Annotated in this window: 24 protein-coding genes; all 24 read right to left on the bottom strand. The window is 47.5% G+C overall.

The features are described from left to right. Positions 1 to 71: 71 nt before the first annotated feature. The 24 genes from ACXAGL_RS17335 to dxr all read right to left on the bottom strand — a co-directional run bounded on the left by ACXAGL_RS17335 (position 72) and on the right by dxr (position 25,643). Positions 72 to 278, bottom strand: coding sequence for a YlzJ-like family protein (locus ACXAGL_RS17335; protein WP_474991942.1), 207 nt, complete (start codon positions 276 to 278; stop codon positions 72 to 74). Further along, positions 275 to 997, bottom strand: coding sequence for a ClpP family protease (locus ACXAGL_RS17330; protein ID WP_474968535.1), 723 nt, complete (start codon positions 995 to 997; stop codon positions 275 to 277). The genes ACXAGL_RS17335 and ACXAGL_RS17330 overlap by 4 nt, the downstream gene beginning before the upstream one ends. Positions 998 to 1,122: 125 nt before the next feature. Next, complete coding sequence (gene dapA / locus ACXAGL_RS17325; RefSeq protein WP_474991940.1) at positions 1,123 to 2,004, bottom strand: 4-hydroxy-tetrahydrodipicolinate synthase; 882 nt, start codon at positions 2,002 to 2,004, stop codon at positions 1,123 to 1,125. Next, positions 2,001 to 3,242, bottom strand: coding sequence for an aspartate kinase (dapG, locus tag ACXAGL_RS17320; RefSeq protein ID WP_474991938.1), 1,242 nt, complete (start codon positions 3,240 to 3,242; stop codon positions 2,001 to 2,003). Before dapG ends, dapA begins: the two co-directional genes overlap by 4 nt. 25 nt (positions 3,243 to 3,267) lie before the next feature. Then, complete coding sequence (asd, locus tag ACXAGL_RS17315) at positions 3,268 to 4,314, bottom strand: aspartate-semialdehyde dehydrogenase (protein ID WP_474991937.1); 1,047 nt, start codon at positions 4,312 to 4,314, stop codon at positions 3,268 to 3,270. Between the two features lie 104 nt (positions 4,315 to 4,418). Then, positions 4,419 to 5,012 carry a dipicolinate synthase subunit B gene (locus tag ACXAGL_RS17310; protein ID WP_027954255.1) on the bottom strand — a complete coding sequence of 198 codons (594 nt, stop codon included), beginning with the start codon at positions 5,010 to 5,012 and terminating at the stop codon, positions 4,419 to 4,421. Beyond that, the gene (dpaA, locus tag ACXAGL_RS17305; protein ID WP_474991935.1) at positions 5,012 to 5,908 is read right to left on the bottom strand and encodes a dipicolinic acid synthetase subunit A; all 897 of its coding nucleotides are present in this window, start codon (positions 5,906 to 5,908) and stop codon (positions 5,012 to 5,014) included. The genes ACXAGL_RS17310 and dpaA overlap by 1 nt, the downstream gene beginning before the upstream one ends. Positions 5,909 to 6,018: 110 nt before the next feature. Beyond that, positions 6,019 to 6,252 carry a YlmC/YmxH family sporulation protein gene (locus ACXAGL_RS17300; protein WP_474968531.1) on the bottom strand — a complete coding sequence of 78 codons (234 nt, stop codon included), beginning with the start codon at positions 6,250 to 6,252 and terminating at the stop codon, positions 6,019 to 6,021. A 12-nt stretch (positions 6,253 to 6,264) separates the two neighbouring features. Further along, complete coding sequence (locus tag ACXAGL_RS17295; RefSeq protein WP_474991933.1) at positions 6,265 to 7,185, bottom strand: polysaccharide deacetylase family protein; 921 nt, start codon at positions 7,183 to 7,185, stop codon at positions 6,265 to 6,267. 142 nt (positions 7,186 to 7,327) lie between these two features. Continuing rightward, on the bottom strand, positions 7,328 to 9,454 hold the full coding sequence (gene pnp / locus ACXAGL_RS17290) for a polyribonucleotide nucleotidyltransferase (RefSeq protein WP_474968529.1): 2,127 nt from the start codon (positions 9,452 to 9,454) through the stop codon (positions 7,328 to 7,330). Positions 9,455 to 9,570: 116 nt separating this feature from the next. Next, positions 9,571 to 9,840 carry a 30S ribosomal protein S15 gene (rpsO, locus tag ACXAGL_RS17285; RefSeq protein ID WP_027954250.1) on the bottom strand — a complete coding sequence of 90 codons (270 nt, stop codon included), beginning with the start codon at positions 9,838 to 9,840 and terminating at the stop codon, positions 9,571 to 9,573. Between the two features lie 128 nt (positions 9,841 to 9,968). Then, complete coding sequence (locus tag ACXAGL_RS17280) at positions 9,969 to 10,829, bottom strand: hypothetical protein (RefSeq protein WP_474991931.1); 861 nt, start codon at positions 10,827 to 10,829, stop codon at positions 9,969 to 9,971. Positions 10,830 to 10,853: 24 nt separating this feature from the next. Beyond that, on the bottom strand, positions 10,854 to 11,750 hold the full coding sequence (gene truB, locus ACXAGL_RS17275) for a tRNA pseudouridine(55) synthase TruB (protein WP_474991930.1): 897 nt from the start codon (positions 11,748 to 11,750) through the stop codon (positions 10,854 to 10,856). A 65-nt stretch (positions 11,751 to 11,815) separates the two neighbouring features. After that, complete coding sequence (gene rbfA, locus ACXAGL_RS17270; protein WP_027954248.1) at positions 11,816 to 12,166, bottom strand: 30S ribosome-binding factor RbfA; 351 nt, start codon at positions 12,164 to 12,166, stop codon at positions 11,816 to 11,818. A gap of 27 nt (positions 12,167 to 12,193) precedes the next feature. After that, positions 12,194 to 12,472, bottom strand: a complete 279-nt coding sequence (locus ACXAGL_RS17265; RefSeq protein WP_160835642.1) for a DUF503 domain-containing protein — start codon at positions 12,470 to 12,472, stop codon at positions 12,194 to 12,196. Next, positions 12,469 to 14,532 (bottom strand): translation initiation factor IF-2, encoded by a 2,064-nt coding sequence (gene infB / locus ACXAGL_RS17260; RefSeq protein WP_474968526.1) that lies wholly within the window; start codon positions 14,530 to 14,532, stop codon positions 12,469 to 12,471. Before infB ends, ACXAGL_RS17265 begins: the two co-directional genes overlap by 4 nt. Before the next feature lie 7 nt (positions 14,533 to 14,539). Continuing rightward, positions 14,540 to 14,854: a YlxQ family RNA-binding protein gene (locus ACXAGL_RS17255; protein ID WP_027954245.1), complete on the bottom strand. Its 315-nt coding sequence runs from the start codon at positions 14,852 to 14,854 to the stop codon at positions 14,540 to 14,542. Then, positions 14,851 to 15,126 (bottom strand): RNase P modulator RnpM, encoded by a 276-nt coding sequence (gene rnpM, locus ACXAGL_RS17250; protein ID WP_474991929.1) that lies wholly within the window; start codon positions 15,124 to 15,126, stop codon positions 14,851 to 14,853. The genes ACXAGL_RS17255 and rnpM overlap by 4 nt, the downstream gene beginning before the upstream one ends. A gap of 14 nt (positions 15,127 to 15,140) precedes the next feature. Continuing rightward, entirely contained in the window at positions 15,141 to 16,241 is a 1,101-nt protein-coding gene (gene nusA, locus ACXAGL_RS17245; RefSeq protein ID WP_474991927.1) for a transcription termination factor NusA, read from the bottom strand. Between the two features lie 13 nt (positions 16,242 to 16,254). After that, positions 16,255 to 16,728 (bottom strand): ribosome maturation factor RimP, encoded by a 474-nt coding sequence (gene rimP / locus ACXAGL_RS17240; RefSeq protein ID WP_474991925.1) that lies wholly within the window; start codon positions 16,726 to 16,728, stop codon positions 16,255 to 16,257. A gap of 320 nt (positions 16,729 to 17,048) precedes the next feature. Beyond that, positions 17,049 to 21,341, bottom strand: coding sequence for a PolC-type DNA polymerase III (locus ACXAGL_RS17235; protein WP_474991923.1), 4,293 nt, complete (start codon positions 21,339 to 21,341; stop codon positions 17,049 to 17,051). A gap of 92 nt (positions 21,342 to 21,433) precedes the next feature. Continuing rightward, a complete protein-coding gene (locus tag ACXAGL_RS17230) occupies positions 21,434 to 23,137 on the bottom strand; it encodes a proline--tRNA ligase (protein WP_474970389.1) in 1,704 nt (567 codons plus the stop codon). A gap of 87 nt (positions 23,138 to 23,224) precedes the next feature. Continuing rightward, entirely contained in the window at positions 23,225 to 24,481 is a 1,257-nt protein-coding gene (rseP, locus tag ACXAGL_RS17225) for an RIP metalloprotease RseP (protein ID WP_474968522.1), read from the bottom strand. 16 nt (positions 24,482 to 24,497) lie between these two features. After that, entirely contained in the window at positions 24,498 to 25,643 is a 1,146-nt protein-coding gene (dxr, locus tag ACXAGL_RS17220) for a 1-deoxy-D-xylulose-5-phosphate reductoisomerase (protein ID WP_474991921.1), read from the bottom strand. Between the last annotated feature and the right edge of the window lie 9 nt (positions 25,644 to 25,652).

Here is a 25,652-nt window from a genome sequence, read left to right as displayed (position 1 = left end):
TACACTGCTGAAGAAAAACGACCGACATCCCGCCATTCAGTTCTTATATTATACCACAGCTTGTCCTCTTGTTACGAGTCCAACCATTGACCCGGCTGTAAAGACGGATCCAGAAAATGAGAAGGATCTGTAGAGAGAATCTGGACAATCTGCTTTTTACCGTCCTGCCCCTTTCTGCACATCATGGGACAGTCTTCTTGTTCGTGATACACCATCTCCATGGTGGATTCGTCAGGAAAAACATCATACTCACTTAGAGGGGTATATAAAATCGTCATTGGACCACCTGACTGTCCGCATTTTTATTGCTTTCAATCAATTCGTTCAATTTAGCCATCGCTTCCTTGACACCGCCCACTGCATCTATGAGGCCGTGATCCACCGCCTGCTGACCGACAACATTTGTTCCGATATCCCTAGTAAGGTTGCCTTTATCAAACATAAGTTCCTTGAATTTTTCTTCGGGAATATTGGAATGCTTGGTGACGAAACTGATGACACGCTCCTGCATCTTATCCATGTATTCAAACGTCTGCGGCACTCCGATAACAAGACCTGTCATCCGAATCGGGTGAATGGTCATCGTGGCTGTTTCCACAATAAATGAATAGTCGGCTGATACGGATATCGGGACGCCGATGGAATGGCCTCCTCCAAGCACGATGGATACCGTCGGCTTGGAAAGCGAAGAAATCATTTCTGATATTGCCAATCCGGCTTCTACATCGCCGCCCACTGTATTCAAAAGGACGACAAGACCCTCGATTTTCGGGTTCTGCTCAATAGCGATCAGCTGTGGGATGAGGTGCTCATACTTAGTCGTTTTGTTTTGTGAAGGCAGTTGGACATGGCCCTCCACCTGGCCGATGATCGGCAGGACATGGATATTTGAATCTGCCGGCTGAGGGACATTGCTCTGCCCAAGCTGCTGGATTTTGTCAACAAGGGATGACTGGGATTTGGATGGATCTTTTTCTTTGGAAGGTTCGTCTTTCATCTGTTCCGCTCCTTTCACATTCTTTTCCCGTAGTATGACTGAAAACGGAAAGAAACATACAGAGAATCCAATGCTGTGGGAGCGGAATGCGGATGGGAAAGGAAAAAGACCGGCCTATCAGCCGGTCAGCTCTGTACAGAAGAATGATCCAGCAGTGTCTGGATATCTTTCTCTTCCTCTTCCGTCAACGCACGAAGTGGAAGCCTCACACCGCCGGTTTCAATACCTATACAGCGCAGGGCTGCTTTTACGGGTGCAGGGGAAGGCGCTGAAAACATGCCCTCAAAGATCGGAAGCAGTTCCCGGTGCAGGGCTCCTGCTTTTCGTCCTCTTCCAAGGTCGAACAGACGAAGCATCCGCTGCATTTCATCTCCGATGACGTGTGATGCTACAGAAATGATGCCTGTAGCGCCAATCACATAGGCCGGCAGGGTCAAATGATCATCACCACTGTACACATCAAATCCGGGGCCTGTGCGGGATACGATGGAGGCAATGGCATTGAGGTCACCGGATGCTTCCTTCACAGATGTTATGTTGCTGATTTTTGAAAGCCTCACGACCGTATCCGGTTCTATTTTTGTTACGGACCGCCCGGGTACATTGTAAACCATAACGGGGAGAGAGACGGATTCGGCTGCCGCTTTGAAGTGACGATACAGGCCTTCCTGATCCGGTTTGTTATAGTACGGAGCTACGAGCATAACCGCGTCGACACCTGCTGCTTCGGCCTGACGGGACATTTCAATCGTATCCCTCGTGTTGTTGCTGCCCGTGCCTGCGATGACCGGAATTCGCTTATGAACGACCTGGACGACATGCTTCCATAAGGAAATTTTTTCACTTCGGGTCAACGTCGGAGATTCTCCTGTGGTCCCCGTTACGACAAGGCCGTCGGAGCCGCTGCTTATGAGGTGTTCAATAAGGATGGAGGTTTGATGAAAATCCACCCGGTTTTGTTCATCGAAAGGAGTGACCATAGCCGTTAAAACTTTCCCAAAACTCATGGCTGCATTTCTCCCTTTCTTGTTGTATGACTCAGCTGAAAGACGTCGTGAAGGGCATTGACGGCCTGGATCAAATGTTCTTCTTTTATCAGAACCCAGATGGTGGTATGGGAGTCTGCGGACTGAAGAATTTGAATCCCTTTGTCTGTCAGTGCTTGCACGATGTCGGCCGTGACGCCCGGAATCCCAGTAATGCCTGCCCCGACTGTGGATACTTTCGCACAGCCTTCCCGAATTTCCGGTTCGTAACCGATATCCTGAAGAATCCGGCGGGCTTTTTTCGTATAGAGGTCGCTGATGGTGTAGAGAACGCCGCTTGGAGAGATATTAATGAAGTCGACAGAAATGTTGGCGGATGCCATCGATTTGAAGACATCGGATTGAAGTTTGGAAGGGTCTTCCTTGGACTGAACTTTAATTTGAGTAAGCCCGTTGATATGGGCGATCCCGGTCACCGTCCTTTCAATTAAATCACGGCCGGAGGTATGGTCTCTCAATCCCGTCACCAATGTACCCGGGGAATCGGAATAGGTCGACCTTACACGGATGGGGACTTTCGCATGCATGGCAATTTCAACAGCACGGGGATGGATGACTTTGGCACCTTGATAAGCCAGGTTGCAGATTTCATTGTACGTAATGCTCTGGAGGGGCCGGGCACCTTCGACAAGCCTCGGATCTGCGGTCATAATTCCTTCCACATCGGTGAATATGTCGATGTACTCCGCCTGAAGTGAAGCTCCCAGTGCGGCAGCCGTTGTATCACTGCCTCCTCGGCCGATCGTCGTAGTCTCTCCCTGAAGCGTCTGCCCTTGGAATCCTGCGACGACTACAACATCCACCTGTTTCAATTCCCTGTATATGCGGCCTGGGTTCATTTGCGTGATTTTTGCTTTTGTAAAATCGTCATTGGTAACGATCCCAGCCTGGGCACCAGTCAAGGATACCGCTTTGATCCCTTCTTTGCACAATTCATGACAGAATACAATCGAGGAGATAATCTCCCCACAGGACATCAACAAATCCTGTTCCCTTGGTGATACATCAATGTCCGGAAAATGAATCAGGCTTAACAGCGTATCTGTGGCATACGGACTCCCCTTGCGCCCCATAGCCGACACGGTCACCACTACTTTACTACCCTCATTCAACGCTTTTTTTACATGATGGACAGCCCGGGATCTGCTTTTCAGATCCCGGACTGATGTTCCTCCGAACTTTTGTACAATCAATTTCATTCGGCCACCTCAACTCATAAGAAGTTTACAGCCATTGATTAGCAACGAGACGCTCTGCAATCTGAACGGAATTCCATGCAGCACCTTTCAGGAGATTGTCAGAAACAACCCACATATGGAACCCTTTTTCGTGGTCAAGATCTTTCCGGACCCTTCCTACAAACACATCTTTTTTCCCGGCAGCTGTCAGCGGCGTTGGATATGTCTGGGTGGAAGGATCATCCTCGAGTGTGATGCCGGGTGCCTGTTTCAGCAGATCCTGAATATCCTGAACGCTCACTCCGGACTGTTCTACTTCAACATAGACACTTTCTGCATGGGAAGTAAAGAACGGAAGACGTACACACGTTGCCGCGACGGATAGATCCGGGGCATGCATGATTTTCTTCGTTTCATTGATCATTTTCATTTCTTCAAAGGTATACCCGTTTTCCTGAAAAACGTCAATTTGCGGCAGCGCATTGAAGGCGATCGGAAAATGCTTTTCGTCCCCTTTAACCGGAAGGATTTCTGCTTTTAGATCTTCGCCATTCAAAAAGTCCATCGACTGTTCCCTCAGCTCATCAGCTGCTTCATTCCCCGCGCCGGACACTGCCTGGTAGGTGGAAACGATCACCCGGTTGAGGCCGAGCTGCTTTCTTACAGGCTCAAGTGCAGCAACCATTTGGATCGTTGAACAGTTGGGATTGGCAATAATGCCTTTATGTTTTTGAATATCCGCTTCATTCACTTCCGGCACGACCAACGGTACACCTTCTGCCATCCGGTATGCACTGGTATTATCAATGACGACTGCGCCTCTGTTCACAGCTTCAGGGGCGAACTTTTTAGAAACCGATCCCCCTGCAGAGAACAAGGCAATATCCACATGATCAAAACTCTCAGGTACAGCTTCCTCCACGATATATTCTCTGCCTTTGAACGTTAATTTCTGACCGGCAGACCGGCTGGAAGAAAGGAGTTTAAGTTCTCCAATAGGAAAATCCCTGTCTTCCAGAGTTTCGAGCATTTTCAACCCTACCGCTCCGGTTGCTCCTACGACGGCTACATTGAATTGGTTTGTATCATTCATCTTCGGCACCCTTCCTTCGCTGTTTTATTGTAAGAATAGTAAAACATGTCACTATTTTTGTTATTTTATCATAAATGGAAGAATCACTGAAAAGAAACTTTTAATTAATTTGGATATCTTTCAATCAGGACAGGCTGCCGCTGCTTTCCTTCCAGAGCTGCTTCAATGGTTTCCGGAATCAGGGTCATATCCGCTACGAGGGAATTCGGCTTTTTATATGGATGATCCTGACCGAGCGGAACGAAATAAATATTCTTCGTAGCCATCAGGCGCATCACGTTAATGCCATTCAGTCCGAGCGCATCATTTGTCGACACGGCCAGCACGACGGGGCTTTCATTTCGGAGAGTAGCTTTAGCTGCCATCAATACAGGAGAATCGGTTAAAGCATTGGCCAGTTTACTTGTGGAATTCCCGGTTAATGGGGCAATGACCATACAGTCAAGCGGACGCTTAGGCCCGAGCGGCTCCGCATCCGGAATGGTCATGATCGGTTTTTCCCCTGTAATTTCTTCAATTTTCTTCAGATGATCCGCGGCTTCCCCGAAACGTGTATCTGTTTTTTGAACCGTATAGGATAACACCGGAACAACGGTGGCCCCCATATCGACCAGCTCCTGCATAACGGGGAAAACCTCGTGGTACGTACAATGAGAACCGGTTAATCCAAATCCAATAACTCTGCCTTTTAAATTTATCATGCTTCATTTTCCTTTCTGGAATGATCCTGGATCAGCCTGGAAACGACATCAGCAATGATCCGGCCTGCTGTTTTCGGTGCCACAATACCAGGGAGACCCGGAGCCAGCAGTGCTCTAATCCCGCGCTTATCGGCGTATCGAAAATCAGTTCCTCCGGGCTTGGAAGCGAGATCCAGAATTAAGGCATGCGAAGGAAGCTGTTTTATGATCCCCGGTGTCACAACTTGTGACGGAATTGTATTGATCAGGATGTCACAAGACATGTCTCTACCTTCCAGCCTTTTCATATCAATCGGTGTCAGCCCCATTTCATGCACCCTCGCGGAGCTGCTCGTTGTTCTTACACCGACGCTGACGTCAGCGCCTAAGTGATGAAAAGTGCGGGCCAGACTCATCCCGACACGCCCGAGTCCAAGCACCATTACTTTCGACCCGTGAATGGTGAAGTCTGTATGCTGGATCACAAGCATCAATGTCCCCTCTACAGTAGGAATGGAATTGTAGATCGCGACATCGTCCCGGTCCATAAGTGGGATTAATTTTCTGTCCGCGCGTTCTGCCAGTGTGTATAAATGTTCGTTGGCGATTCCGGTATAAATCTGACAGTGAGGAGGTGTTTTCTTTAACCATTCTTCCTTTAATTGAATCAACTGGTTGGAGAAAATCCCCTCTATATTTCCATTCCCATCCGTTCCAGGTACGGGAAGAATGATGGCATCGAGCTGTTCTACCTGCTTACTATCAAGATCAAGATCGACAGCTTCCCTGAAGCTTTCATTCAGTTGGTCGAATCCTGCAAGATAAACGGCAGCACCCCATTCATTAAGCTTTCTTATCAGCTCAATCTGCCGGGCATCGCCACCAATAACTGCAATATGGTATCCTGTTAGCATCCCGGATGTCTCCTTTTTCTAATGTCTTATCTCCTTGTATCCTATGCCGGAATGCGGAGTTAGTGATTTCAACCACCAACAAAAAAAGCCGCAGCACACGCTGCGGCCCATCACTTTCTTTTCAATAGAATCGTATGCTCGCCGATGGTTTGTATCTGTTCCCAGTCAATCGTCATTTCCCGCTTGGAAGATCCAATTCCAATCAACCCATGATTTAAAATGACAAGTGAAATGATCCGGCCGGTATCTGGATCAATAATCAAATCCGCCCGTCCCAAAACCCCAAGTTTCTCACCGTTTTCCACATCAATGACTTCTTTCTTTGCCATCGCCTTCATTCTCATCCCCATGCCCTCCTATCTTTCTTCACTTAACATTTTCGGCAGGTCCGAGATCTGCAGCCCTTTTTTGCGGATGCCTTCTATAAGCTGCGGCAGACTGTCAACGGTCACCTGTGTCGGATGCATTAGAACCGTCGCCCCGTTATGTACTTTATTGAGCACCCGGGTGACAAGAACGTCTTTGCTTGGCTTCTGCCAGTCGATCGTGTCCACGGTCCACAACATCGTCTCCATCCCCAGTTCATCTGCCGCCTCCACCGTTTCCATATGAAAACTGCCGGATGGAGGAGCAAAATATTCTATTTTCTGCTTTGTTAATGCAAAGAGAATATCATCGGCCTGCTTCAAATTATCTGCTGCCTCGGCTTTTGACATCCGCCCCATATCCTTGTGTCCGTATCCATGACTTCCAATGGTATGCCCCTCTTCCTCAATCATCTGTATTAAATGAGGAAACTCGTTGGCAAATGCCCCGTCAATAAAAAAGGCAGCTTTAGCCTGATGCTTATTCAACACGTCAATCATTTCCGGAATGTACTCCTCTCCCCATGATACATTGATGAAAAGCGATACCGCCTTTTTATCCGGATGCCCCCTGTATATCGGTGCAGCTGGCAGATCATCAAGAGATACATCCGGTCGGGTCATCTTATATACCAAGTGGTCCTCTTTATAAGATCCTTCTTTCTTCATTTTCCGATAAGAAGCTTCGACATCCACCTCACGCCCGGAAATCCCCGGTGTTTTTTTCCATACCGAATCAATCACAGCATCCTCCGCCTTTAGTTCATAGCGGTCTTTTTCATTCAGGATCTGTTGGTACAGGGAGCTTTCCTTGTAGACAGGGACGTTTTTATCTGTTGTAAGAACAGCCAGTCCCACACCTGTTAAAAAAGAAAGAATGATAATACCTGCCGCAGCGGTTCGGAACTTCATGGACAATCCCCCCTGCTATCATCGTATGGAAGAAGGATGGATGTTAGACCTTAGAACATACAGGATCCGGCCTCTACTTTGGCTTCAAAGGAAAAAAAGGCAAAAAAAAGAGACTGGCAAGCCAGTTTCTTTTCTTTAAAGTTTAGGATTGTTCGACGTTGGATTCCTGTTCTTTTTTCTCATCGATCAGAACAGCTTTACGGGACAGGTTGATACGTCCTTGATTGTCGATTTCTTTTACTTTCACTTTGATAAAGTCTCCGATGGATACGATATCCTCCACTTTACCGATGCGTTCTTCAGCCATTTCAGAAATGTGAACAAGTCCTTCTTTGCCTTTGAACAGTTCAACGAAAGCTCCGAACTTCTCGATACGCTTCACTTTACCATTGTAAACTTCGCCGACTTCAACTTCACGGACGATGTCTTCAATGATTTTTTGAGCGGCTGCGTTCATGCCGGCATCCGTGGATGAAATAAAGACCGTCCCATCCTGCTCAATATCAATTTTAACACCTGTATCATCAATGATCTGATTGATCTGCTTTCCGCTTGGTCCAATAACGTCACGAATTTTATCCGGATTAATTTTCATCGTCATGATTTTCGGTGCATGCTGAGAAAGCTCGGAGCGAGTTTCCGGAAGCGTCGCCAGCATAGACTCAAGAATCTCGATACGGCCTTTTTTCGCCTGCGCGAGTGCTTCTTCGAGGATTTCTCTTGAAAGACCATCGATCTTAATGTCCATTTGAAGAGCTGTTACACCTTTAGCTGTTCCAGCTACTTTAAAGTCCATATCACCAAGAGCATCTTCCATACCCTGAATGTCTGTAAGGATCGTGTAATCCTCACCGGATTTCACAAGTCCCATAGCAATACCGGCTACTGGTGCTTTAATCGGTACACCCGCATCCATCATAGCAAGCGTACTTGCACAGATACTCGCCTGAGAAGTCGAGCCATTGGATTCCAGCACTTCAGAAACAAGACGGATGGTATAAGGGAAATCATTTTCTGATGGAATCACAACCTCAAGGGCACGCTCTCCTAAAGCACCATGTCCAATTTCACGACGGCCCGGTCCGCGGATGGGTCCTGTTTCACCAACAGAGAATTTAGGGAAGTTGTAATGGTGCATAAAGCGCTTGGATTCTTCAAGGTCAAGACCATCAAGGATTTGAACATCCCCCAGAGCTCCAAGTGTACATACGCTTAATGCCTGCGTCTGTCCACGTGTAAACAATCCAGATCCATGTGTACGTGGCAGCAGCCCGACACGGGAGGACAATGAACGAATTTCATCGACGCCACGACCATCGGGACGGATTTTATCTTTCGTAATCAGGCGGCGCACTTCGGTCTTCACCATATCATCAAGAATGGAACCGACCTGCTTCAATGTTTCCTCATCAGCTTCCTGCTCTTCATAAAGCGCAGTAATATCGGCTTTCACCTGATCGATTGCAGTTTCACGGGCTTTTTTCTCTTCCGTCTTAATGGCATCTACAAGAGAAGCCTTCGCCTGTTCTTCTACTTTCGCTTTCAATTCTGCATCAAGATCGAACAGCTTGACCTCCATCTTTTCACGGCCGGCCGCTGCAATAATCTCTTCCTGGAAAGCTACAAGACGCTTGATTTCCTCATGTCCGAACATGATCGCTTCGAGCATGTCTTCCTCGGAAACTTCCTGTGCTCCAGCTTCCACCATGTTAATGGCATCTTTCGTACCGGCAACAGTCAAGTCGATATCACTCTTTTCCTGCTGCTCCACCGTCGGGTTGATCACATATTCTCCATCAACACGGCCGACGATGACACCGGCGATCGGTCCTTCAAATGGAATATCTGAAATCCCAAGGGAAATAGATGATCCAAGCATTGCCGCCATTTCAGATGAACAGTCCTGATCCACACTCATCACGGAGCTGATCACCTGTACATCATTCCGGTAACCGTCAGGGAAAAGAGGACGGATCGGACGGTCAATCAAACGGGAGGCAAGAACGGCCTTGTCACTTGGACGTCCTTCTCTTTTAATAAAGCCGCCTGGAATTTTACCAACGGCATACAAACGCTCTTCATAATTTACGGTTAAAGGGAAAAACGGCAGGTCCTTCGGTTCTTTTGAACCAGTTGCCGTGGAAAGCACCGTTGTATCACCATAATGGATGAGTGCTGCGCCATTCGCTTGTTTCGCCAGTTCACCAATTTCCACTGAAAAAGTACGGCCGGCGACATCAATCGAAAACACTTGTTTTTCTTCTGCCATAAAGAACTAAACTCCTCTCAATAACTCTAATTCAACTGAAGGGACTATTGTAAGTTTACACCCTTCTGTATGTAAACATACAGAAAAAGCGGGAATACTCCCGCTTTTTCCACTCATTAACGGCGCAAGCCAAGGCTCTTGATTAACTCGCGGTAACGTGTAATGTCCTTATTACGAAGGTAGTTCAATAGGTTACGACGCTTACCTACCATTTTAAGCAGTCCGCGACGGGAGTGGTGGTCCTGCTTGTGAGCGCGCAGGTGCTCGTTCAATGTCGTGATCTGCTCAGTAAGTACAGCAATCTGTACCTCTGGAGAACCTGTGTCGTTTTCGTGAGTTTTGTACTCGTTGATTAGTTCCTGTTTACGTTCCTGTGTGATAGCCATGTTGACTACACCTCCTGTAAATATTTAAGAATTCCCGTTCCCCGAGCGGTCGTCGGAGTTACGAACCGCCAAGCGAAGGTTCCATATTAAAGAGTACAATTTTTTGTCGCGAAATGCAAGAGAAACCCTTATTCTATGCCGAAAAATCTTTCAATATCCTCTCTGCCCGGCTCTTCTGGGCTTTCGGACCGTGCTGAAAACTGCATGCGGGCCGCTGTGCTTTTCTCCACTGGAAGTTCATCAAGCAAAGCTGCTGTCCAGCCGGCATCCGCCTGTTCCGGAACGGTAACAAGGCAGGGGCGGGATTCCCTGTGAATATTCAGGTGACAGTAATACGCCCCTGCCACCGGAAATAAATACTGTTTGGAAGGGGTAAAACGGACGTTCCGGCTTCCGGGACTCCACACTTCCCCTTCCACAGAAAAAGGCCTCCCTAAAAGATGGTTGATCTCCTGGATATTTCCCGCTTCCAACAGTCCGCGTATCCTCGTCGAGCTGACCTTTTCTTTATCCTCCTCCACTTTAGCTACAGTCGTTTGTGTAAAACGTCCGGCTGCGTAATGGGGAAGATCGTCCATTGTGCCCTTCCCTTTGTGGCCGTAAGTGAAATCAAAACCTGCAGCAACGTGCGTCACCTGTAATGACCCGAAAAAATGGTCCACAAAATCTTGTGGGGAAAGGGCTGCGAGCTCCCTGTCAAAAGTTACGATGAACAGATAGTCTACGCCCATGGCGCTCAGGATACGTTCTTTTTCCTGAACAGGTGTAATGTACGATACGTGCGGACGCCCCCTGCCAAGTACAACTGAGGGATGCGGATCAAACGTCATCACCGAACTGCGGACACCTGTACGTCCAGCTTCGTTCACTGCTGCTTCAATAACCTTCTGATGGCCTTTATGAATACCGTCAAAGAAGCCGACGGCCATAACGTTAGGATCGGGAACCGGAAAATCAGCAGATTTATAAGTTAAGTAAAAGGTCTCCACTGCAGTCACCCGCTTTACAAAATTTTAAAATACTCTCACCGGCTTGATGTACCCCGGTTTCGTAGGATGCTTTTGATAAACTGCCACAACTTCCTGTCCGTGCTGAATCGTAAACGTATCAGCTTCCAAATCATCAGGTTCGTCAAGGACACGGCCGTGCTTAACCATATCTCTCGTTTCTTCGTCTACATTGATCGACGGGAGGTGTGAGAGCCCTTTGGAAAGCGGCAGCAACAGCTCGGCACCGCGGTTTTGATCCACTGCTTCCTGCACGGCATCGAAAGTGAAGCAGTCCTCCTTTTGAATGTCCCCCGTTTCTGTGCGTATGAGACTCTTCATATGAGCCGGAAAGCCGAGCGCTTTTCCGATATCCACACATAGCGTCCGGATGTACGTTCCCTTTGAGCAGACGGCACGAACGCCGAATGAATACGTACCATCTTCAAGAGACGCATCATGAGATGTTACATGCAGTTCACTTATGTATACCTTTCTGGAAGGACGTTCAACCGTCTTTCCTTCACGGGCATATTCATACAGCTTTTTCCCATTCACCTTGACGGCCGAGTACATCGGAGGCGTCTGAGTGATCTCTCCTGTAAAAGCGGCGAGAACCTCATTTATACTCTGAATTTCAGGGGGCTCGTCCAGCCTGCTTGTTTCTACAGTGTTTCCGGAGGCATCTTCCGTATCCGTTGAGTATCCAAGGGTAACGACAGCCTCATATACTTTCGTTGTATCCATGAGGAAAGGAACGATTTTCGTCGCTTTTCCGACACAAAGCGGAAGCACACCTTCCACATCCGGGTCCAGTGTTCCGGTATGTCCAATTTTCTTAGTTTTCAGCATCCCGCGAGCCTTACTTACACAGTCATGGGAAGTAAAGCCCCTCGGCTTCCAAAGCGGCAGAATTCCATCCATACCCCCACCTCCAGCATCCTTATTTTTTCAAAGATAAATCCGTGCTGTAACAGCACGGATTCCTATCAGCTTTCTGTATCGTTCAGATCGCGGAGAATCGTTTCAATACGATTTCCTCGTTCGATGGCTTCGTCAAACTCAAACATAATCTCCGGGGTCTTCCGAAGTCGGATCCGCTGCCCGATTTCAGAGCGGATGAACCCTTTTGCTTTGGCAAGGCCAACAAGCGTGTCATGCTTTTGTTTGTCGTCCCCTAATACGGAAATATATACTTTTGCCTGCTGCAGGTCACCGGTTACTTTTACTTCTGTAACGGTGACAAAGCCTACGCGGGGATCTTTGATTTTCTTGCTGATGATATCCGTCATCTCTTTTTTCATCTGCTCCCCTACGCGGCTGGCACGTAAATCGTTCATGTTCATTCACCTCTTCCAAACAAAACATCACAGCCATTCAATCTGTGTTTCCGTCCGTTCAATTTCCGGAAAAGAATCGATGAAAGTAAGCGCCTGCTGCATCGTCTGCTCAGCAATTGTTTTATCACTGGCAATCGTAACCAGACCGAGACGTGTCCGCTGCCAGAGATTTTGAAACTCCAATTCACTGACAGCGATATTGAATTCATTGTGCAGTCTCGTTTTGATCCTTTTTAATACAGCACGCTTATTTTTCAACGACTGCGCATCATAGATTAAGCAATCCACTTCTGCGCTTATTATCATTTGCGTTCAATTTCCTGCATTTCATACGGTTCAATAATGTCACCGATTTTAAGGTCATTGAAGTTCTTGATGGTAATTCCACACTCATACCCCTGTGCCACTTCTTTCGCATCATCTTTATAACGCTTCAGGGCATCAATTTCACCTTCATAAATAACGACGCCGTCGCGGATGACACGGATGCCGGAGTTGCGGGTGACTTTACCGTCCGTAACATAAGAACCGGCAATGGTACCGATCTTGGACACTTTGAAGATTTCGCGAACCTCCACCTGACCGATGATCTTCTCTTCGAATTCAGGATCAAGCATCCCTTTCATCGCTGATTCGATCTCTTCCATAACTTTATAAATGATGTTGTGAAGACGGATCTCTACATCCTCAGATTCTGCTGCTTTTCTAGCATTCCCGTCAGGACGGACATTGAAACCAATGATGATTCCATTGGACGCGGATGCAAGGTTTACATCAGACTCTGTAATCGCACCGACACCTGTGTGGATGATTTTAACTTTCACGCCTTCTACTTCAATCTTTTCAAGAGATCCGGCCAGTGCTTCTACAGAACCCTGAACGTCTCCTTTAAGGATCAAGTTGATTTCCTTCACTTCACCCTGCTTGATTTGGTTGAACAAGTCATCAAGGCTTACTCTGGCGTTGGAACCACGGTTGACTTCCAGCTGCTTCTGGGCACGGGCTTCTCCGATGGAGCGGGCTTTCTTCTCGTCATCAAAGACAAGGAAACGGTCCCCGGCCTGTGGAACATTGTTCAATCCGGTAATCTCAACAGGAGTGGATGGTCCTGCCGTCTTCACGCGGCGCCCAATATCGTTGACCATCGCTCTGACACGGCCCCATGTGTTACCTACAACAATGGAATCACTGACGTTCAGCGTACCATTTTGAACAAGAAGGGTGGCAACAGGGCCCCGTCCTTTATCAAGCTCTGCTTCAATAACAGTTCCGTACGCATGACGTTCAGGGTTCGCTTTCAGTTCTTCCATTTCAGAAACAAGAACGATCATTTCAAGAAGCTCGTCAATACCTTCTCCCTGAACGGCGGACATTTTAACGAAAATCGTTTCTCCACCATACTCTTCAGAAATAAGCTCATACTCCATAAGCTCCTGCATGACGCGGTCCGGATTGGCCCCTTCTTTGTCCATTTTGTTGACAGCAACAATGATCGGGACTTCCGCTGCTTTGGCGTGGCTGATGGCTTCTTTTGTCTGCGGCATAACTCCATCGTCAGCTGCAACTACAAGAATGGCAATGTCTGTCACCTGCGCACCACGGGAACGCATGCTTGTGAAGGCGGCGTGTCCTGGAGTATCAAGGAAAGTGATCTTCTTATCATTTTCTTCAATTTGATAGGCACCGATGTGCTGGGTAATTCCGCCGGCTTCCCCTTCGGTTACCTTCGTGTTACGGATCTGGTCAAGAAGTGTCGTTTTACCATGGTCCACGTGACCCATGATCGTTACAACAGCTGGACGCTCACGAAGATCTTCCGGTTCGTCGTCAAAAGTCATGTTCTCAATATCTGTTTCATCAATCACGATTTCTTCTTCGACTTCTACACCGAATTCTTCACAGATCAGCTCAATGGATTCTGGATCCAGTTCCTGGTTTTTTGTTGCCATTACGCCGAGGAACATCAGCTTCTTAATGATTTCAGAAGAGTCCCTGCCCAGTTTTTCTGCTAGTTCACCGACGGTTAAGCTGCCGATAAAAGTGATTTTCTCAGGCAGCTGCTTCTTATGCTTTTTCGGAGCCTGCTGCTGGGAAGAAGGCTTCTGTCTCTTCTGGTTGTTCCCGCGGGATTTCTGGTTCCCAGGCTTTTTATTATTGTTGTTCGGCTTGGAATTTCCACGTTGGTTATCCTGCTTCTGCTTCCCTGCAGACTTCCCAAACGCTTTATCCAGCTTTTCAGTTGATCCGTCTTCTAATGTAGACATATGATTGGTCACTTCAATGTTCAGGCTTTGGAGTTTCTCAATCACTTGTTTACTTGATAGTTCGTTCTTTTTGGCATATTCATATACGCGCATTTTACTCATATATCTTTCACCCCCGAATAGATTCATCGAGCAGCGATTGCAACTTTTTCGCAAATCCTTGATCCAGAACTGCGATCGCGACTCTCCCCGCTTTACCGACGGCCTGTGACAGAACTTCTCTGTCATCCACCTCGTAGCAGGGTACTTGATAAAAGCTGCATTTATCTGTCAGCTTTTTCTTTGTTTGTTTTCCAGTGTCATTGGCAATCAGAACCAGCTTGGCTTTCCGCTTGCGGATATCCTTAACGATGGATTCTTCTCCAAACGTGCATTTCCCCGCACGGACGGCAAGACCGATCAGGTTCAAGTAACTTCCACTCATGATGGATCCGCCTGCACTTTGGATTTAAGATCCTCATAAACTTCCTTACTTATAGAAGCTTTCAGATGACGGTTCAGCAGCTGTTGTTTTTCTGCCTGCTCAATAACATCCAGACTTTTAGTTACATAGGCCCCACGGCCATTCATTTTCCCAGTGTCGTCCACAAATACCTCTCCGTCTTTATTACGGACGACTCGGATTAACTGCTGCTTCGGAAGCATCTCCTGAGTGACGACACATTTCCGAAGCGGCTGTTTTTTGGAACGGGTCATTGTTTTCCCCCTCCTTAATCCTCTAAAAGATCTTCATCAAGGTCGTCACTTTCTTCTGCTGTTTCAGAAAGAAGACCTTGTTCACGTGCTTCGCTTTCGCTCTTGATATCAATTTTCCACCCTGTCAGCTTTGCTGCCAGACGGGCATTCTGACCACGTTTTCCGATTGCCAGGGAAAGCTGGTAATCAGGAACGATGACGGTTGTCGCTTTATCTTCCTCGTCGACAAGAACTTCGACGACTTTGGAAGGGCTCAGCGCATTGGAAACATATTCAACAGGATCCTCAGACCACTGGACAATATCAATCTTTTCACCTTTCAATTCGTTTACGATGGTTTGGACACGCTGCCCGCGCTGCCCTACGCAGGAGCCCACCGGATCAATATCCTGATCTTGGGCGTACACAGAGATCTTGGAACGGTCCCCCGCTTCACGGGCAACACTCATGACTTCCACAGTGCCATCATAAATCTCAGGTACTTCCATTTCAAACAAACGCTTCAGCAGACCCGGATGCGTTCTGGACACGTATATATGAGGTCCTTTGTTGCTGTTTTCCACTTTCGTCACAAATACTTTCAAACGATCGTGAACCTCATAGGTTTCTGTAGGCATCTGCTCACCTTCAGGAAGGCGTGCTTCAATTTTACCAAGGTTTACATAAACAAAACGAGGATCTTTTCGCTGGATGATTCCTGTCATCACATCTTCTTCACGATCCACGTACTCCCCGTAAATAATGCCCCGCTCTGCTTCACGGACACGCTGGGTTACCACCTGCTTGGCCGCCTGGGCTGCGATCCGGCCGAAGTCCATCGGTGTTACTTCCACTTCGATGACGTCTTCAATATCGTAGTTTGGATCGATCCCGTTGGCTTCCTCAAGGGAAATTTCCTGTTGTGGATCCATCACTTCTTCTACGATTTCTTTCCTCGCAAGTACCTTCATTGTACTTTCCTGTTCATTAATATCCACACGAACATTGGTTGCGGAATTAAAGTTTTTCTTATAAGCAGAGATAAGTGCTGCTTCCAGCGCTTCCAATAACAGATTCTTGTCGATGCCTTTTTCCTTTTCCAGATAATCCATGGCATCAAATAGTTCACTACTCAACGATTTCTCCCCCTTAATTAAACGTAACAGCTAGGTTTGCTTTGGCTATCTTATCATAAGGAACTTCCAGCTGTTTTTTTCTTGTTTTTATACGGATTTCTACGACAGCTGTGGAATTTTCGAAAGACTTCAGCGTCCCTTCAAACTCCTTCTCCCCATCAATCGGTTCATACAGCTTCATATAAACGTAATGACCGGTATACTTCTTAAAGTCCGCTTCCGTTTTCAACGGGCGTTCCGCTCCTGGAGAAGCAACCTCTAGAAAATATGGGATATCAATAGGGTCCTCATCATCCAGCTTCTCACTCAGCTGCTCCGATACTTGACCGCATTCCTCAATATCAACGCCGCCCTCCTTATCAATGAAGACGCGCAGATACCAGTTCTGTCCTTCTTTTTTGTATTCGATGTCGACAAGTTCCAAATTCATATCATTTAAGATTGGCTGGACAAGACGTTCCGCTACGGATGTCACATGATTGCTCATGCTTTTCCCTCCTTTGGCCTGTTCATTGTTTCGTATCCCTTAGTATGAGATGGTCGGGCTGATTTCATTTAAGTACCAGTGCTTTCCAGTTACAGAGGCCACGAGAAACCGCTATGACATGGATCATAGCGGTTCTCTTCGCGGGCATACAAACCCCTGCTGCATTGAAAAGTTTCCACAAAAGTAAGAGCCTGAAATATGACAAAAGAGCGGGTTCCCCCACTCTTTCGGCGTTCCTATCGCTCTTCTCACCATAAAAAATATATCATAACTGCCTATGGTTTGCAACCGGAGGCCAGATGATGGAGAAAACCACGCCCCTAAAAAAGTGAGAGCTGGTTTTCATCCGGCATTCCTTCCAGGCATCCAAAGTTATCCAGATACTCCAGAACCGTTTTCGAGATACGGCTCCGTTCTCTAAGATCCTGCTTGGAAAGGAATTCTCCTTCACCACGGGCCTGAACAATGTTGATGGCCGCGTTAGTACCCAGTCCGTCAACCGCATTGAATGGTGGAATCAACTGACTGCCTTCCACTAGAAAGTCCGTAGCACTTGAATTGTACAGGTCCACATTTTTAAAGCTGAACCCACGCTCACACATCTCAAGAGAAATTTCCAGCACGGTCATCAAACTTTTCTCCTTCGGTGTCGCATCAAACCCTTTGCTCTGGATTTCATTCATACGGGTACGGATCGCTTCGGATCCCTTCATCATCGTTTCCAGTTCGAAATCGCTGGCACGGACGGTGAAATAGGCCGCATAAAAGTAAATCGGGTAATGGACTTTAAAATAGGCGATCCGAACGGCCATCAGGACATAGGCAGCGGCGTGGGCTTTCGGGAACATGTATTTGATTTTCTTACAGGAATCAATATACCAGTCCGGGACGCCGTGCTTTTTCATTTCTTCAATCCATTCGTCCTGCAGGCCGCGACCCTTCCTTACAAATTCCATGATTTTAAAGGCAAGAGATGGATCAAGGCCCTTATGCATTAAATACACCATAATATCATCACGGCAGCCGATAACCTCGGGAAGTGTACAAATGCCGTCATTGATCAGCTGTTCCGCATTTCCAAGCCATACGTCCGTTCCGTGTGACAAACCGGAAATGATGACAAGTTCGGCAAAGGTTTTAGGTTTTGTATCCTCGAGCATCTGCCTTACGAAACGCGTACCAAATTCAGGCACACCGAGGGTTCCGGTTTTACACAGGATCTGGTCCGCCGTTACTCCGAGAGCTTCAGGTCCGCTGAAGATTTTCATAACTTCTGGATCGTCGACAGGAATCTCCTTCTGGTCGATTCCACTTAAGTCCTGAAGCATGCGGATAACGGTCGGATCATCGTGTCCAAGTATATCCAGCTTGAGGAGGTTATCGTGAATGGAGTGGAAATCAAAGTGCGTTGTTCTCCATTCGGATTTTGTATCATCTGCCGGGTACTGGATAGGGGAAAAGTCGTAAATCTCCATATCATCCGGCACAACAATGATGCCTCCAGGGTGCTGGCCGCTCGTCCGCTTGACTCCTGTGCATCCATGGACAAGCCTGTCTATCTCCGCGTTCTTATAATGCAGCTGATGATCACCGGCATAGCCCTTCACATAGCCATAAGCGGTCTTTTCAGCAATCGTACCAATCGTTCCGGCACGATACACGTTATCTTCCCCGAACAACTCTTTCGTATAATTGTGCGCATGCGGCTGATACTCACCGGAGAAGTTCAAGTCAATATCCGGGACTTTATCTCCTTTGAACCCAAGGAAGGTTTCAAAGGGAATATCCTGGCCGTCTTTCTTTAAAGATGTCCCGCATTCCGGGCAGTCTTTTTCATCCAGGTCAAACCCACTACCGACGGAACCATCCGTAAAGAATTCGTTGTACTGGCACGATGGGCAGACATAATGGGGCGGCAGCGGATTAACCTCGGTGATTTCTGTCATTGTCGCAACAAAGGACGAGCCGACCGACCCCCGTGAACCGACAAGGTATCCGTCTTCAAGGGATTTGGTCACAAGCTTTTGTGAAATCAAATAGATGACCGCAAAGCCGTTTCCAATGATACTATCGAGTTCCTTCTCCAACCGATCCACGATCAACTGAGGGATGGATTCGCCATAGATGCTCCGCGCTTTATTGTAGGACATATCACGGATTTCCTGATCCGCTCCTTCAATGTTCGGTGTATAGAGATCATCTTTCACAGGGGAAACTTCCCCGATCATATCATTGATTTTATGCGTATTCGTTACGACGAGTTCTTCAGCTTTTTCTTTTCCCAGGAAGGAAAGCTCATCGATCATTTCATTCGTCGTCTTAAAATGCACCTCAGGAAGGGTCTGTCTGTTTAAAGGATTTCCGTTCTGTGACGATATGAGAATCTGACGGTACTGCTTTTCATGAGGCTCAAGGTAATGGGTATTCCCTGTAGCCACGACCGTTTTGCCGAGCCGTTCGCCAAGAGCGGTGAGACGCTTCAGAATATCAAGGATCTGTGCTTCTGTCTGTACGAGATCTTTTTCGACAAGGTGATAATAGTTCCCCGGCGGCTGTATTTCAATGTAATCGTAGAAGTCAGCCACTTTTTCAGCTTCTTCTTCCGATTTCTGCATGATCGTTTCAAAGACTTCACCTTTATCACAACCGGATCCGACAAGGATGCCTTCCCGATACTTTTTAAGCAGCGACCTTGGAATCCGCGGCACACGGTAGAAATAATTCACATGCGCTTCAGAAACCAGGCGGTAAATGTTCTTCAAACCGGTACTATTTGTCGCAAGCAGTGTGGCATGGGAAGGTCTTGAGCGTTGATAAGCTTTCCCTTCTCCCATATAATCGTTCAAATTCTGGTGATTGGTAATGTCCCGTTCCATGGCCCTTTTTAGAAGTTTCCACAAAAGATAACCGGTTGCTTCAGCATCGTAAATAGCCCGGTGGTGCTGGGTAAGCTCGATATCGAACTTCTTACAAAGGGTATTCAACCGGTGATTTTTAAGTTCCGGCACAAGGAACCGGGCCAGCTCCAGCGTATCGATGACCGGGTTTTCCGCTTTCCCAAGATCGATGGCCTGATAGCCGGCATTTAAGAAGCCCATATCAAAGCTTGCGTTGTGGGCAACGAGAATGTCATCCCCTGTCCATGTATGGAAATCCTTTAACACTTCTTCGATTTCCGGTGCATCCTTCACCATATCATCCGTAATCCCTGTCAAATCAATGGTCGTCTGGGACAGGGGATGGTGAGGGTTCGCGAAGGATTCGAAGCGGTCGACAATCTCTCCTCCTTGAATACGGACAGCTGCCAGTTCAATGATTTTATCGTAAACAGCAGATAAACCTGTCGTCTCTACGTCAAAAACAACATAAGAGGCATCTTCCAAATCGCGGTCCTGCTCCCCATAGGCAATCGGCACTCCGTCATCAACCAGGTTGGCTTCGACACCGTATAGGATTTTAACCCCATTCTTTTCCCCTGCACTGTGGGCATCAGGATAAGCCTGAACGACAGCGTGATCGGTGATAGCAATCGCTTCATGGCCCCAGTCCCCTGCCTGCTTAATCAGACGGGATGGAGACACGGGGGCATCCATGGCACTCATTGTCGTATGGGCATGCAGTTCAATCCGTTTCTTTCCTTCAGGTGCCTCATCCTGACGCAGCTTCGGCTTCACTTCGTTGATATCATTGGCCATCATCGTCAGCTCGTTGGTAAAGCTGTCCGTTTGTACGCCGCCGCGGGCTTTGATCCACATTCCCGCCTGGACGAGCTTGAACATGTCAGCATGATCATCGCCGCGGGAGAACATTTTGATGGAGAACGAATCGGTGTAATCCGTGACCTTGAGCAGCAGAAGATGCCGGCCTGAGCGGAGTTCCTTCACTTCCGCATCAAACACATACCCCTGGACAGCGATCCGTTTTTCTTCTTCCTGAATTTCTTCCATAGGGATGATATCATCCTGGATTTTATAACCAATTTCAATCGGACCTTTAGGTCTTTGGTCGTCCTTGTCTTTCGCCCGCTCCTCCTGTTCCTTCACAGCCTGCTGGACAAGGATTTTATCTTCTTTCTGCCGTTCTTCCTGGAACCTCTTGATCTCGTCTTTTTCATGTTTCACCTGTGTAGATAAAACAAATGCAGGGAGACCTGCACGCTGCGCATACTGCTTAAGAGGCTCTTCCAGCTTTTTCTGTACGGCATGGCTCTCAGCTAAATTCCTGCAAGTTAACATAATCTTGTTCCCGTTAACTTCAGGCTGCTGTTCCAACAGCAGATCTTTGTATCCCGGAGTCAGGTTTGTCAGCGTCTTAATAAAGTTCTGCCAGTATTCTACAATATCTTCACCGGCGAGCTCTTTATCCGCTGTTTCAATGGTCCAGTCTACTTCAGCAATCGAACGAAAGGCATGGACCAATTTACTTGTGAACAGTTCATAAACAGAAGGTGGAAGCGGCCTTTGCATGGCAAAATGAAAATGCCACGCTTTCTTTTCCTTGAAGACGACCAGCTTCTCCATCCGGCTTTCTTTAAAATGAGGTTCAATCAGATTATGAGGAAACTGGATCTGTTCCAGTAAATAGTGCATCTTCTCCTGACTGTTCACACTCATCGTGATTCCTCCCTTTACCATAAGGACTAAGCTCGTTCATGGAAATACCCTTGCTCATCTTATCCCAAGCAAGGGTATTTTCTGTGAAACAATTAAGCTTTGTACCAGTTTTTTATATAGTCAGCGATTTCTGAAGCGGAAAGTTCCTTCTGCTCTCCAGTCGCTCGTTCTTTCACTTCCACAATTCCTTCACCGGCTTGCTTTCCAACCGTCACACGAACCGGGATTCCGAATAGATCACTGTCGGCGAATTTAACACCGGCTCGTTCTTTACGATCATCATATAAAACTTCGATGCCGGATTCAAGCAGCTGGTCATACAATTGATCTGCAAGCTCCTTCTGCTCTTCCTTCTTTGGATTCATGGAAAGAAGGTGAACCTGGAATGGTGCCACATTAGCCGGCCACGTGATGCCGCGGTCATCGTTATACTGCTCTACGACAGCCGCGAGTGTCCGGGATACACCGATCCCGTAAGATCCCATGATCATCGTCTCCGCTTTCCCCTGGTCATTGAGGAATGTTGCATTCATACGCTGCGAATAGAATTCGCCAAGTTTGAATACATGGCCCACCTCAATGCCCCGGGCGAATTGGATAACCCCTTCCCCGTCTGGAGAAGGATCTCCTTCTTGAATGAAGCGGAGATCTGCATAGCGGGATACGTGGAAATCTTTTTCCGGTGTCGCGTTTTTATAGTGGTATCCGTCCTCGTTGGCCCCACAGGTGACGTTCACAAGAGCTTCAACAGCTGTATCCGCCACAACATCCACTTCTTCCGGCACTCCTACAGGTCCGAGGGATCCGAAGCCTGCACCCATCAGACGCTTCGTATCCTCTGCTGAAGCAAGTTCTACGACGCCGGCATCATAAAGGTTTTTCAGTTTCACATCGTTGACTTCATGATCTCCTCTTGTGACAGCCAGAACAAACTGCTCGTCTACTTTGAACAGGATGGCTTTTAAACCTTCCTCAAGCTGGTGTCCAAAGAAGTCAGCAACCTCCTGCATCGTTTTACAGCCCGGGGTTTCGACTTTCTCCATGTCGACGGGAGCTGCTGCAGACTTTTCATAAACAGCTGTAACAGGTGCCATTTCTATATTGGCTGCATAACGGGAAGTGTCTGAATAGGCGATCACATCTTCCCCGACTTCGGAAAGGACCATGAATTCATGCGTATCCTTTCCGCCCATCGCACCGGAATCAGCGATGACTGCACGGAAATTCAAGCCCAGACGGGAGAACACGTTGGAGTAGGCCTGGAACATCTTCTCGTATGTTTCGTCAAGGCTTTCATATGATTCGTTAAAGGAGTAGGCATCCTTCATTAAAAATTCGCGGCCGCGGAGCAGGCCAAAACGGGGACGTGCTTCATCACGGAATTTATTCTGTATTTGGAAAACCGTCAATGGAAGCTGCTTATAACTTTTCACTTCATGACGTACAAGGCTTGTAATCACCTCTTCATGCGTCGCTCCCAGAGCAAACTCACGGTTGTGACGGTCATTCAAGCGCATCAGCTCGGAGCCGAACGTAGACCAGCGGCCGGTTTCCTTCCATAGTTCTGAAGGTTCAAGGGCAGGCATAGCCATTTCGTGAGCACCGATCTTTTCCATTTCTTCTCTTACAATATTTTCAACTTTCCTCAGCACACGCTGCCCGATCGGAAGGAAACTATAAATCCCCGAGGCAATCTGGCGTATGTAGCCGGCGCGGACTAAAAGCTGATGACTTTTAATGTCTGCGTCTGCTGGGTTTTCTTTTAAAGTAGGAATGAACATATGACTTTGTCTCATCATCTACACCTCAATTCAATGTTAATAAAAGAAAGCCGGAAGTCCAGGTAACGCCTGTTGCCTTGAGACTTCCAGCTGTAGGATTCATCATAGGAATAAGCGTTGAATATCGTTCCATGTTACGACAAGCATGAGCAGCATCAGAAGAGCAAATCCAATGAAATGGACGAGACCTTCCTTCTGCGGATCGATCGGCTTCCCTCTGACACCCTCAAGCCCTACAAAAATCAGGCGGCCCCCGTCAAGGGCAGGAAGCGGAAGAAGGTTGACGATCCCGAGGTTAATGCTCAAGATGGCTGTCCACATGACGAAATTGGTGAATCCTGTCTGAACGACCTGGTCCGTAGCATCGTAAATACCGACAGGACCTGAAAGCATATCCAGTGAAAACTGACCGGTCACAAGTTTACCAAGGTTCGTCAGGATCAATCCGGCCCACTCATACGTCTGAGTAAAGCCAAACGTTAGTTTTTCAGTAAACGATTCCTCAAACGCTCTCGCTACACCCACCTGGCCGATCGTCATATCACGATCTTCTATGGATGCAGGGGTCACATTCATCTGCTGGACGGATCCTTCCCGTTCCACCGTTAATGTAACTTCTTCACCAGGATGATCCCTGATGATAGCCGTGAATTCCTCCCATGTACTAACGGATTCGCCGTCCACAGCGGTCACTTCATCCCCGGCCTTCAGACCAGCTTCCTGGGCTGGTGTACCATTTTGAATTTCACCAAGCTTGGCCTCATCTGAAGGCACGCCTTGAATGAAACCTAAAATCATAAACAGGATAATCGCAAGGACGAAATTCATCATGGGACCGGCAAAGAGCTGCATCGCCCGCTGCGGTACAGTTTTGGATGCAAACTGGCGGTTATAGGGAGCGATTTGTGTTTCATTTTCATCCATCACAAACATCGCTTTTGGATCGACTTCAAAAAACAGCTTTTCATCTTCATCCACTTCATAACCTTCAATAACAAGCCGATGGTCGAGATCCGCTTTTTCGACTTCAATCACACGGGCTTCCGGATGTTTGGATTTGTTATTCACAATGATCCGATTTACTTTCCCGTCGTTATTGAATTCCAGGCCGATATGATGACCGGCTTTCAATTCTACAAGTTCAGGGTCTTCCCCGGCTACACGGACATAGCCGCCGATGGGAAGCAGACGGATCGTATACAAGGTTTCATTTTTCTTAAAATGATATATTTTCGGCCCGAAGCCGATGGCAAACTCCCGCGCCAGCATACCTGCCCGTTTGGCAAATATGAGATGCCCCCACTCATGGACGAACACCAATAATCCGAACATGAGTATAAATGCAATCACTGTAGTCAAATGAAGCACCTTCCTTTTAATTTAAATGGAAACGGACTCTCTTCCTTGTTTCCTCATCAATAGAAATTATGGTAGACAAGTCCGGGTTATGAATCTTGTCATGCCTTTCCAACGCTTCTTCGATGTATGATTCGATTTCCAGGAAGGAAATCCGTCCTTCCAAAAACATTTGAACGGCTTCTTCATTCGCTGCGTTCAAAACGGCCGGCATCGATCCCCCTGCTCTGCCTGCTTCATAAGCCATACGCAGGCATGGGAAACGATCCATGTCCATTTTCTCGAAATTCAAGGTCGCAATTTCTTCTAAATTCAAATGCTCTGTAATTGGAAGGTCCATCCGGTTCGGATAGGTCAAGGCGTACTGGATGGGCACTTTCATGTCAGGCGTTCCCAGCTGGGCAATGACATTCCTGTCCACGTACTCCACCATGGAATGAATCACGCTTTCCCTATGAAGAATAACATGAATCTGTTCATATGGCACTTGAAAAAGCCAGTGGGCTTCAATAACTTCCAGTCCCTTATTCATCATGGAAGCTGAGTCAATCGTGATTTTGGCCCCCATGCTCCAGTTAGGGTGGTTCAGCGCATCTTCCACCGTCACGCCTTTCAGTTCATCTCTCGCCTTATCACGAAAGCTGCCGCCGGAAGCGGTAATAATCAATTTTTCAATTTCTTTCCTGTTCTCACCATTTAAAGCCTGAAAGATCGCGGAATGTTCGCTGTCCACTGGAAGCAGTTCCACCCCGTATTTTTCGGCTTCTGCCATGACGAGGTGACCCGCCGTTACGAGGGTTTCTTTATTAGCGATGGCGATTTGTTTACGGGCCTGAATGGCTTTTAAAGTGGCCGGCAGACCGATACTTCCCATCACAGCGTTGACGACGACATCCACATCATCGGCAGAAGCAGCCTCGATTAAACCTTCTCTGCCGATAAGAATGTGGGAATGGTCTATTTCCCTCTGCAAACGCTGCTTTGTATCCTCATCCTGCACAACAATGACCGCTGGTTTAAATTCCTGTATAAGCGGGACGGCTTTCTCTACGTTACGGCCGAATGCCATACTGTACAGCGAAAACTGTTCAGGGTGGAGTCTGATGACATCCAGGGTTTGTATTCCGATCGAGCCTGTCGCTCCTAATAATGAAATGTGTTTCATATTCCCCAT

This window comes from Halobacillus sp. ABA4_118 (genome assembly GCF_056160205.1).
Note: the sequence above shows the minus strand (reverse complement) of the source record. Positions and strands in the feature narration are given on the sequence as shown.

What these genes read in the sequence shown, in the direction of transcription:
- ACXAGL_RS17335 (WP_474991942.1), bottom strand. Translation starts at nt 278, where the DNA reads ATGACGATTTTATATACCCCTCTAAGTGAGTATGATGTTTTTCCTGAC.
- ACXAGL_RS17330 (WP_474968535.1), bottom strand. Translation starts at nt 997, where the DNA reads ATGAAAGACGAACCTTCCAAAGAAAAAGATCCATCCAAATCCCAGTCA.
- dapA (WP_474991940.1), bottom strand. Translation starts at nt 2,004, where the DNA reads ATGAGTTTTGGGAAAGTTTTAACGGCTATGGTCACTCCTTTCGATGAA.
- dapG (WP_474991938.1), bottom strand. Translation starts at nt 3,242, where the DNA reads ATGAAATTGATTGTACAAAAGTTCGGAGGAACATCAGTCCGGGATCTG.
- asd (WP_474991937.1), bottom strand. Translation starts at nt 4,314, where the DNA reads ATGAATGATACAAACCAATTCAATGTAGCCGTCGTAGGAGCAACCGGA.
- dpaA (WP_474991935.1), bottom strand. Translation starts at nt 5,908, where the DNA reads ATGCTAACAGGATACCATATTGCAGTTATTGGTGGCGATGCCCGGCAG.
- ACXAGL_RS17300 (WP_474968531.1), bottom strand. Translation starts at nt 6,252, where the DNA reads ATGAGAATGAAGGCGATGGCAAAGAAAGAAGTCATTGATGTGGAAAAC.
- ACXAGL_RS17295 (WP_474991933.1), bottom strand. Translation starts at nt 7,185, where the DNA reads ATGAAGTTCCGAACCGCTGCGGCAGGTATTATCATTCTTTCTTTTTTA.
- pnp (WP_474968529.1), bottom strand. Translation starts at nt 9,454, where the DNA reads ATGGCAGAAGAAAAACAAGTGTTTTCGATTGATGTCGCCGGCCGTACT.
- rpsO (WP_027954250.1), bottom strand. Translation starts at nt 9,840, where the DNA reads ATGGCTATCACACAGGAACGTAAACAGGAACTAATCAACGAGTACAAA.
- truB (WP_474991930.1), bottom strand. Translation starts at nt 11,750, where the DNA reads ATGGATGGAATTCTGCCGCTTTGGAAGCCGAGGGGCTTTACTTCCCAT.
- rbfA (WP_027954248.1), bottom strand. Translation starts at nt 12,166, where the DNA reads ATGAACGATTTACGTGCCAGCCGCGTAGGGGAGCAGATGAAAAAAGAG.
- ACXAGL_RS17265 (WP_160835642.1), bottom strand. Translation starts at nt 12,472, where the DNA reads ATGATAATAAGCGCAGAAGTGGATTGCTTAATCTATGATGCGCAGTCG.
- infB (WP_474968526.1), bottom strand. Translation starts at nt 14,532, where the DNA reads ATGAGTAAAATGCGCGTATATGAATATGCCAAAAAGAACGAACTATCA.
- ACXAGL_RS17255 (WP_027954245.1), bottom strand. Translation starts at nt 14,854, where the DNA reads ATGAGTGGAAGTTACTTGAACCTGATCGGTCTTGCCGTCCGTGCGGGG.
- rnpM (WP_474991929.1), bottom strand. Translation starts at nt 15,126, where the DNA reads ATGACCCGTTCCAAAAAACAGCCGCTTCGGAAATGTGTCGTCACTCAG.
- rimP (WP_474991925.1), bottom strand. Translation starts at nt 16,728, where the DNA reads ATGAGCAATCATGTGACATCCGTAGCGGAACGTCTTGTCCAGCCAATC.
- ACXAGL_RS17235 (WP_474991923.1), bottom strand. Translation starts at nt 21,341, where the DNA reads ATGAGTGTGAACAGTCAGGAGAAGATGCACTATTTACTGGAACAGATC.
- ACXAGL_RS17230 (WP_474970389.1), bottom strand. Translation starts at nt 23,137, where the DNA reads ATGAGACAAAGTCATATGTTCATTCCTACTTTAAAAGAAAACCCAGCA.
- dxr (WP_474991921.1), bottom strand. Translation starts at nt 25,643, where the DNA reads ATGAAACACATTTCATTATTAGGAGCGACAGGCTCGATCGGAATACAA.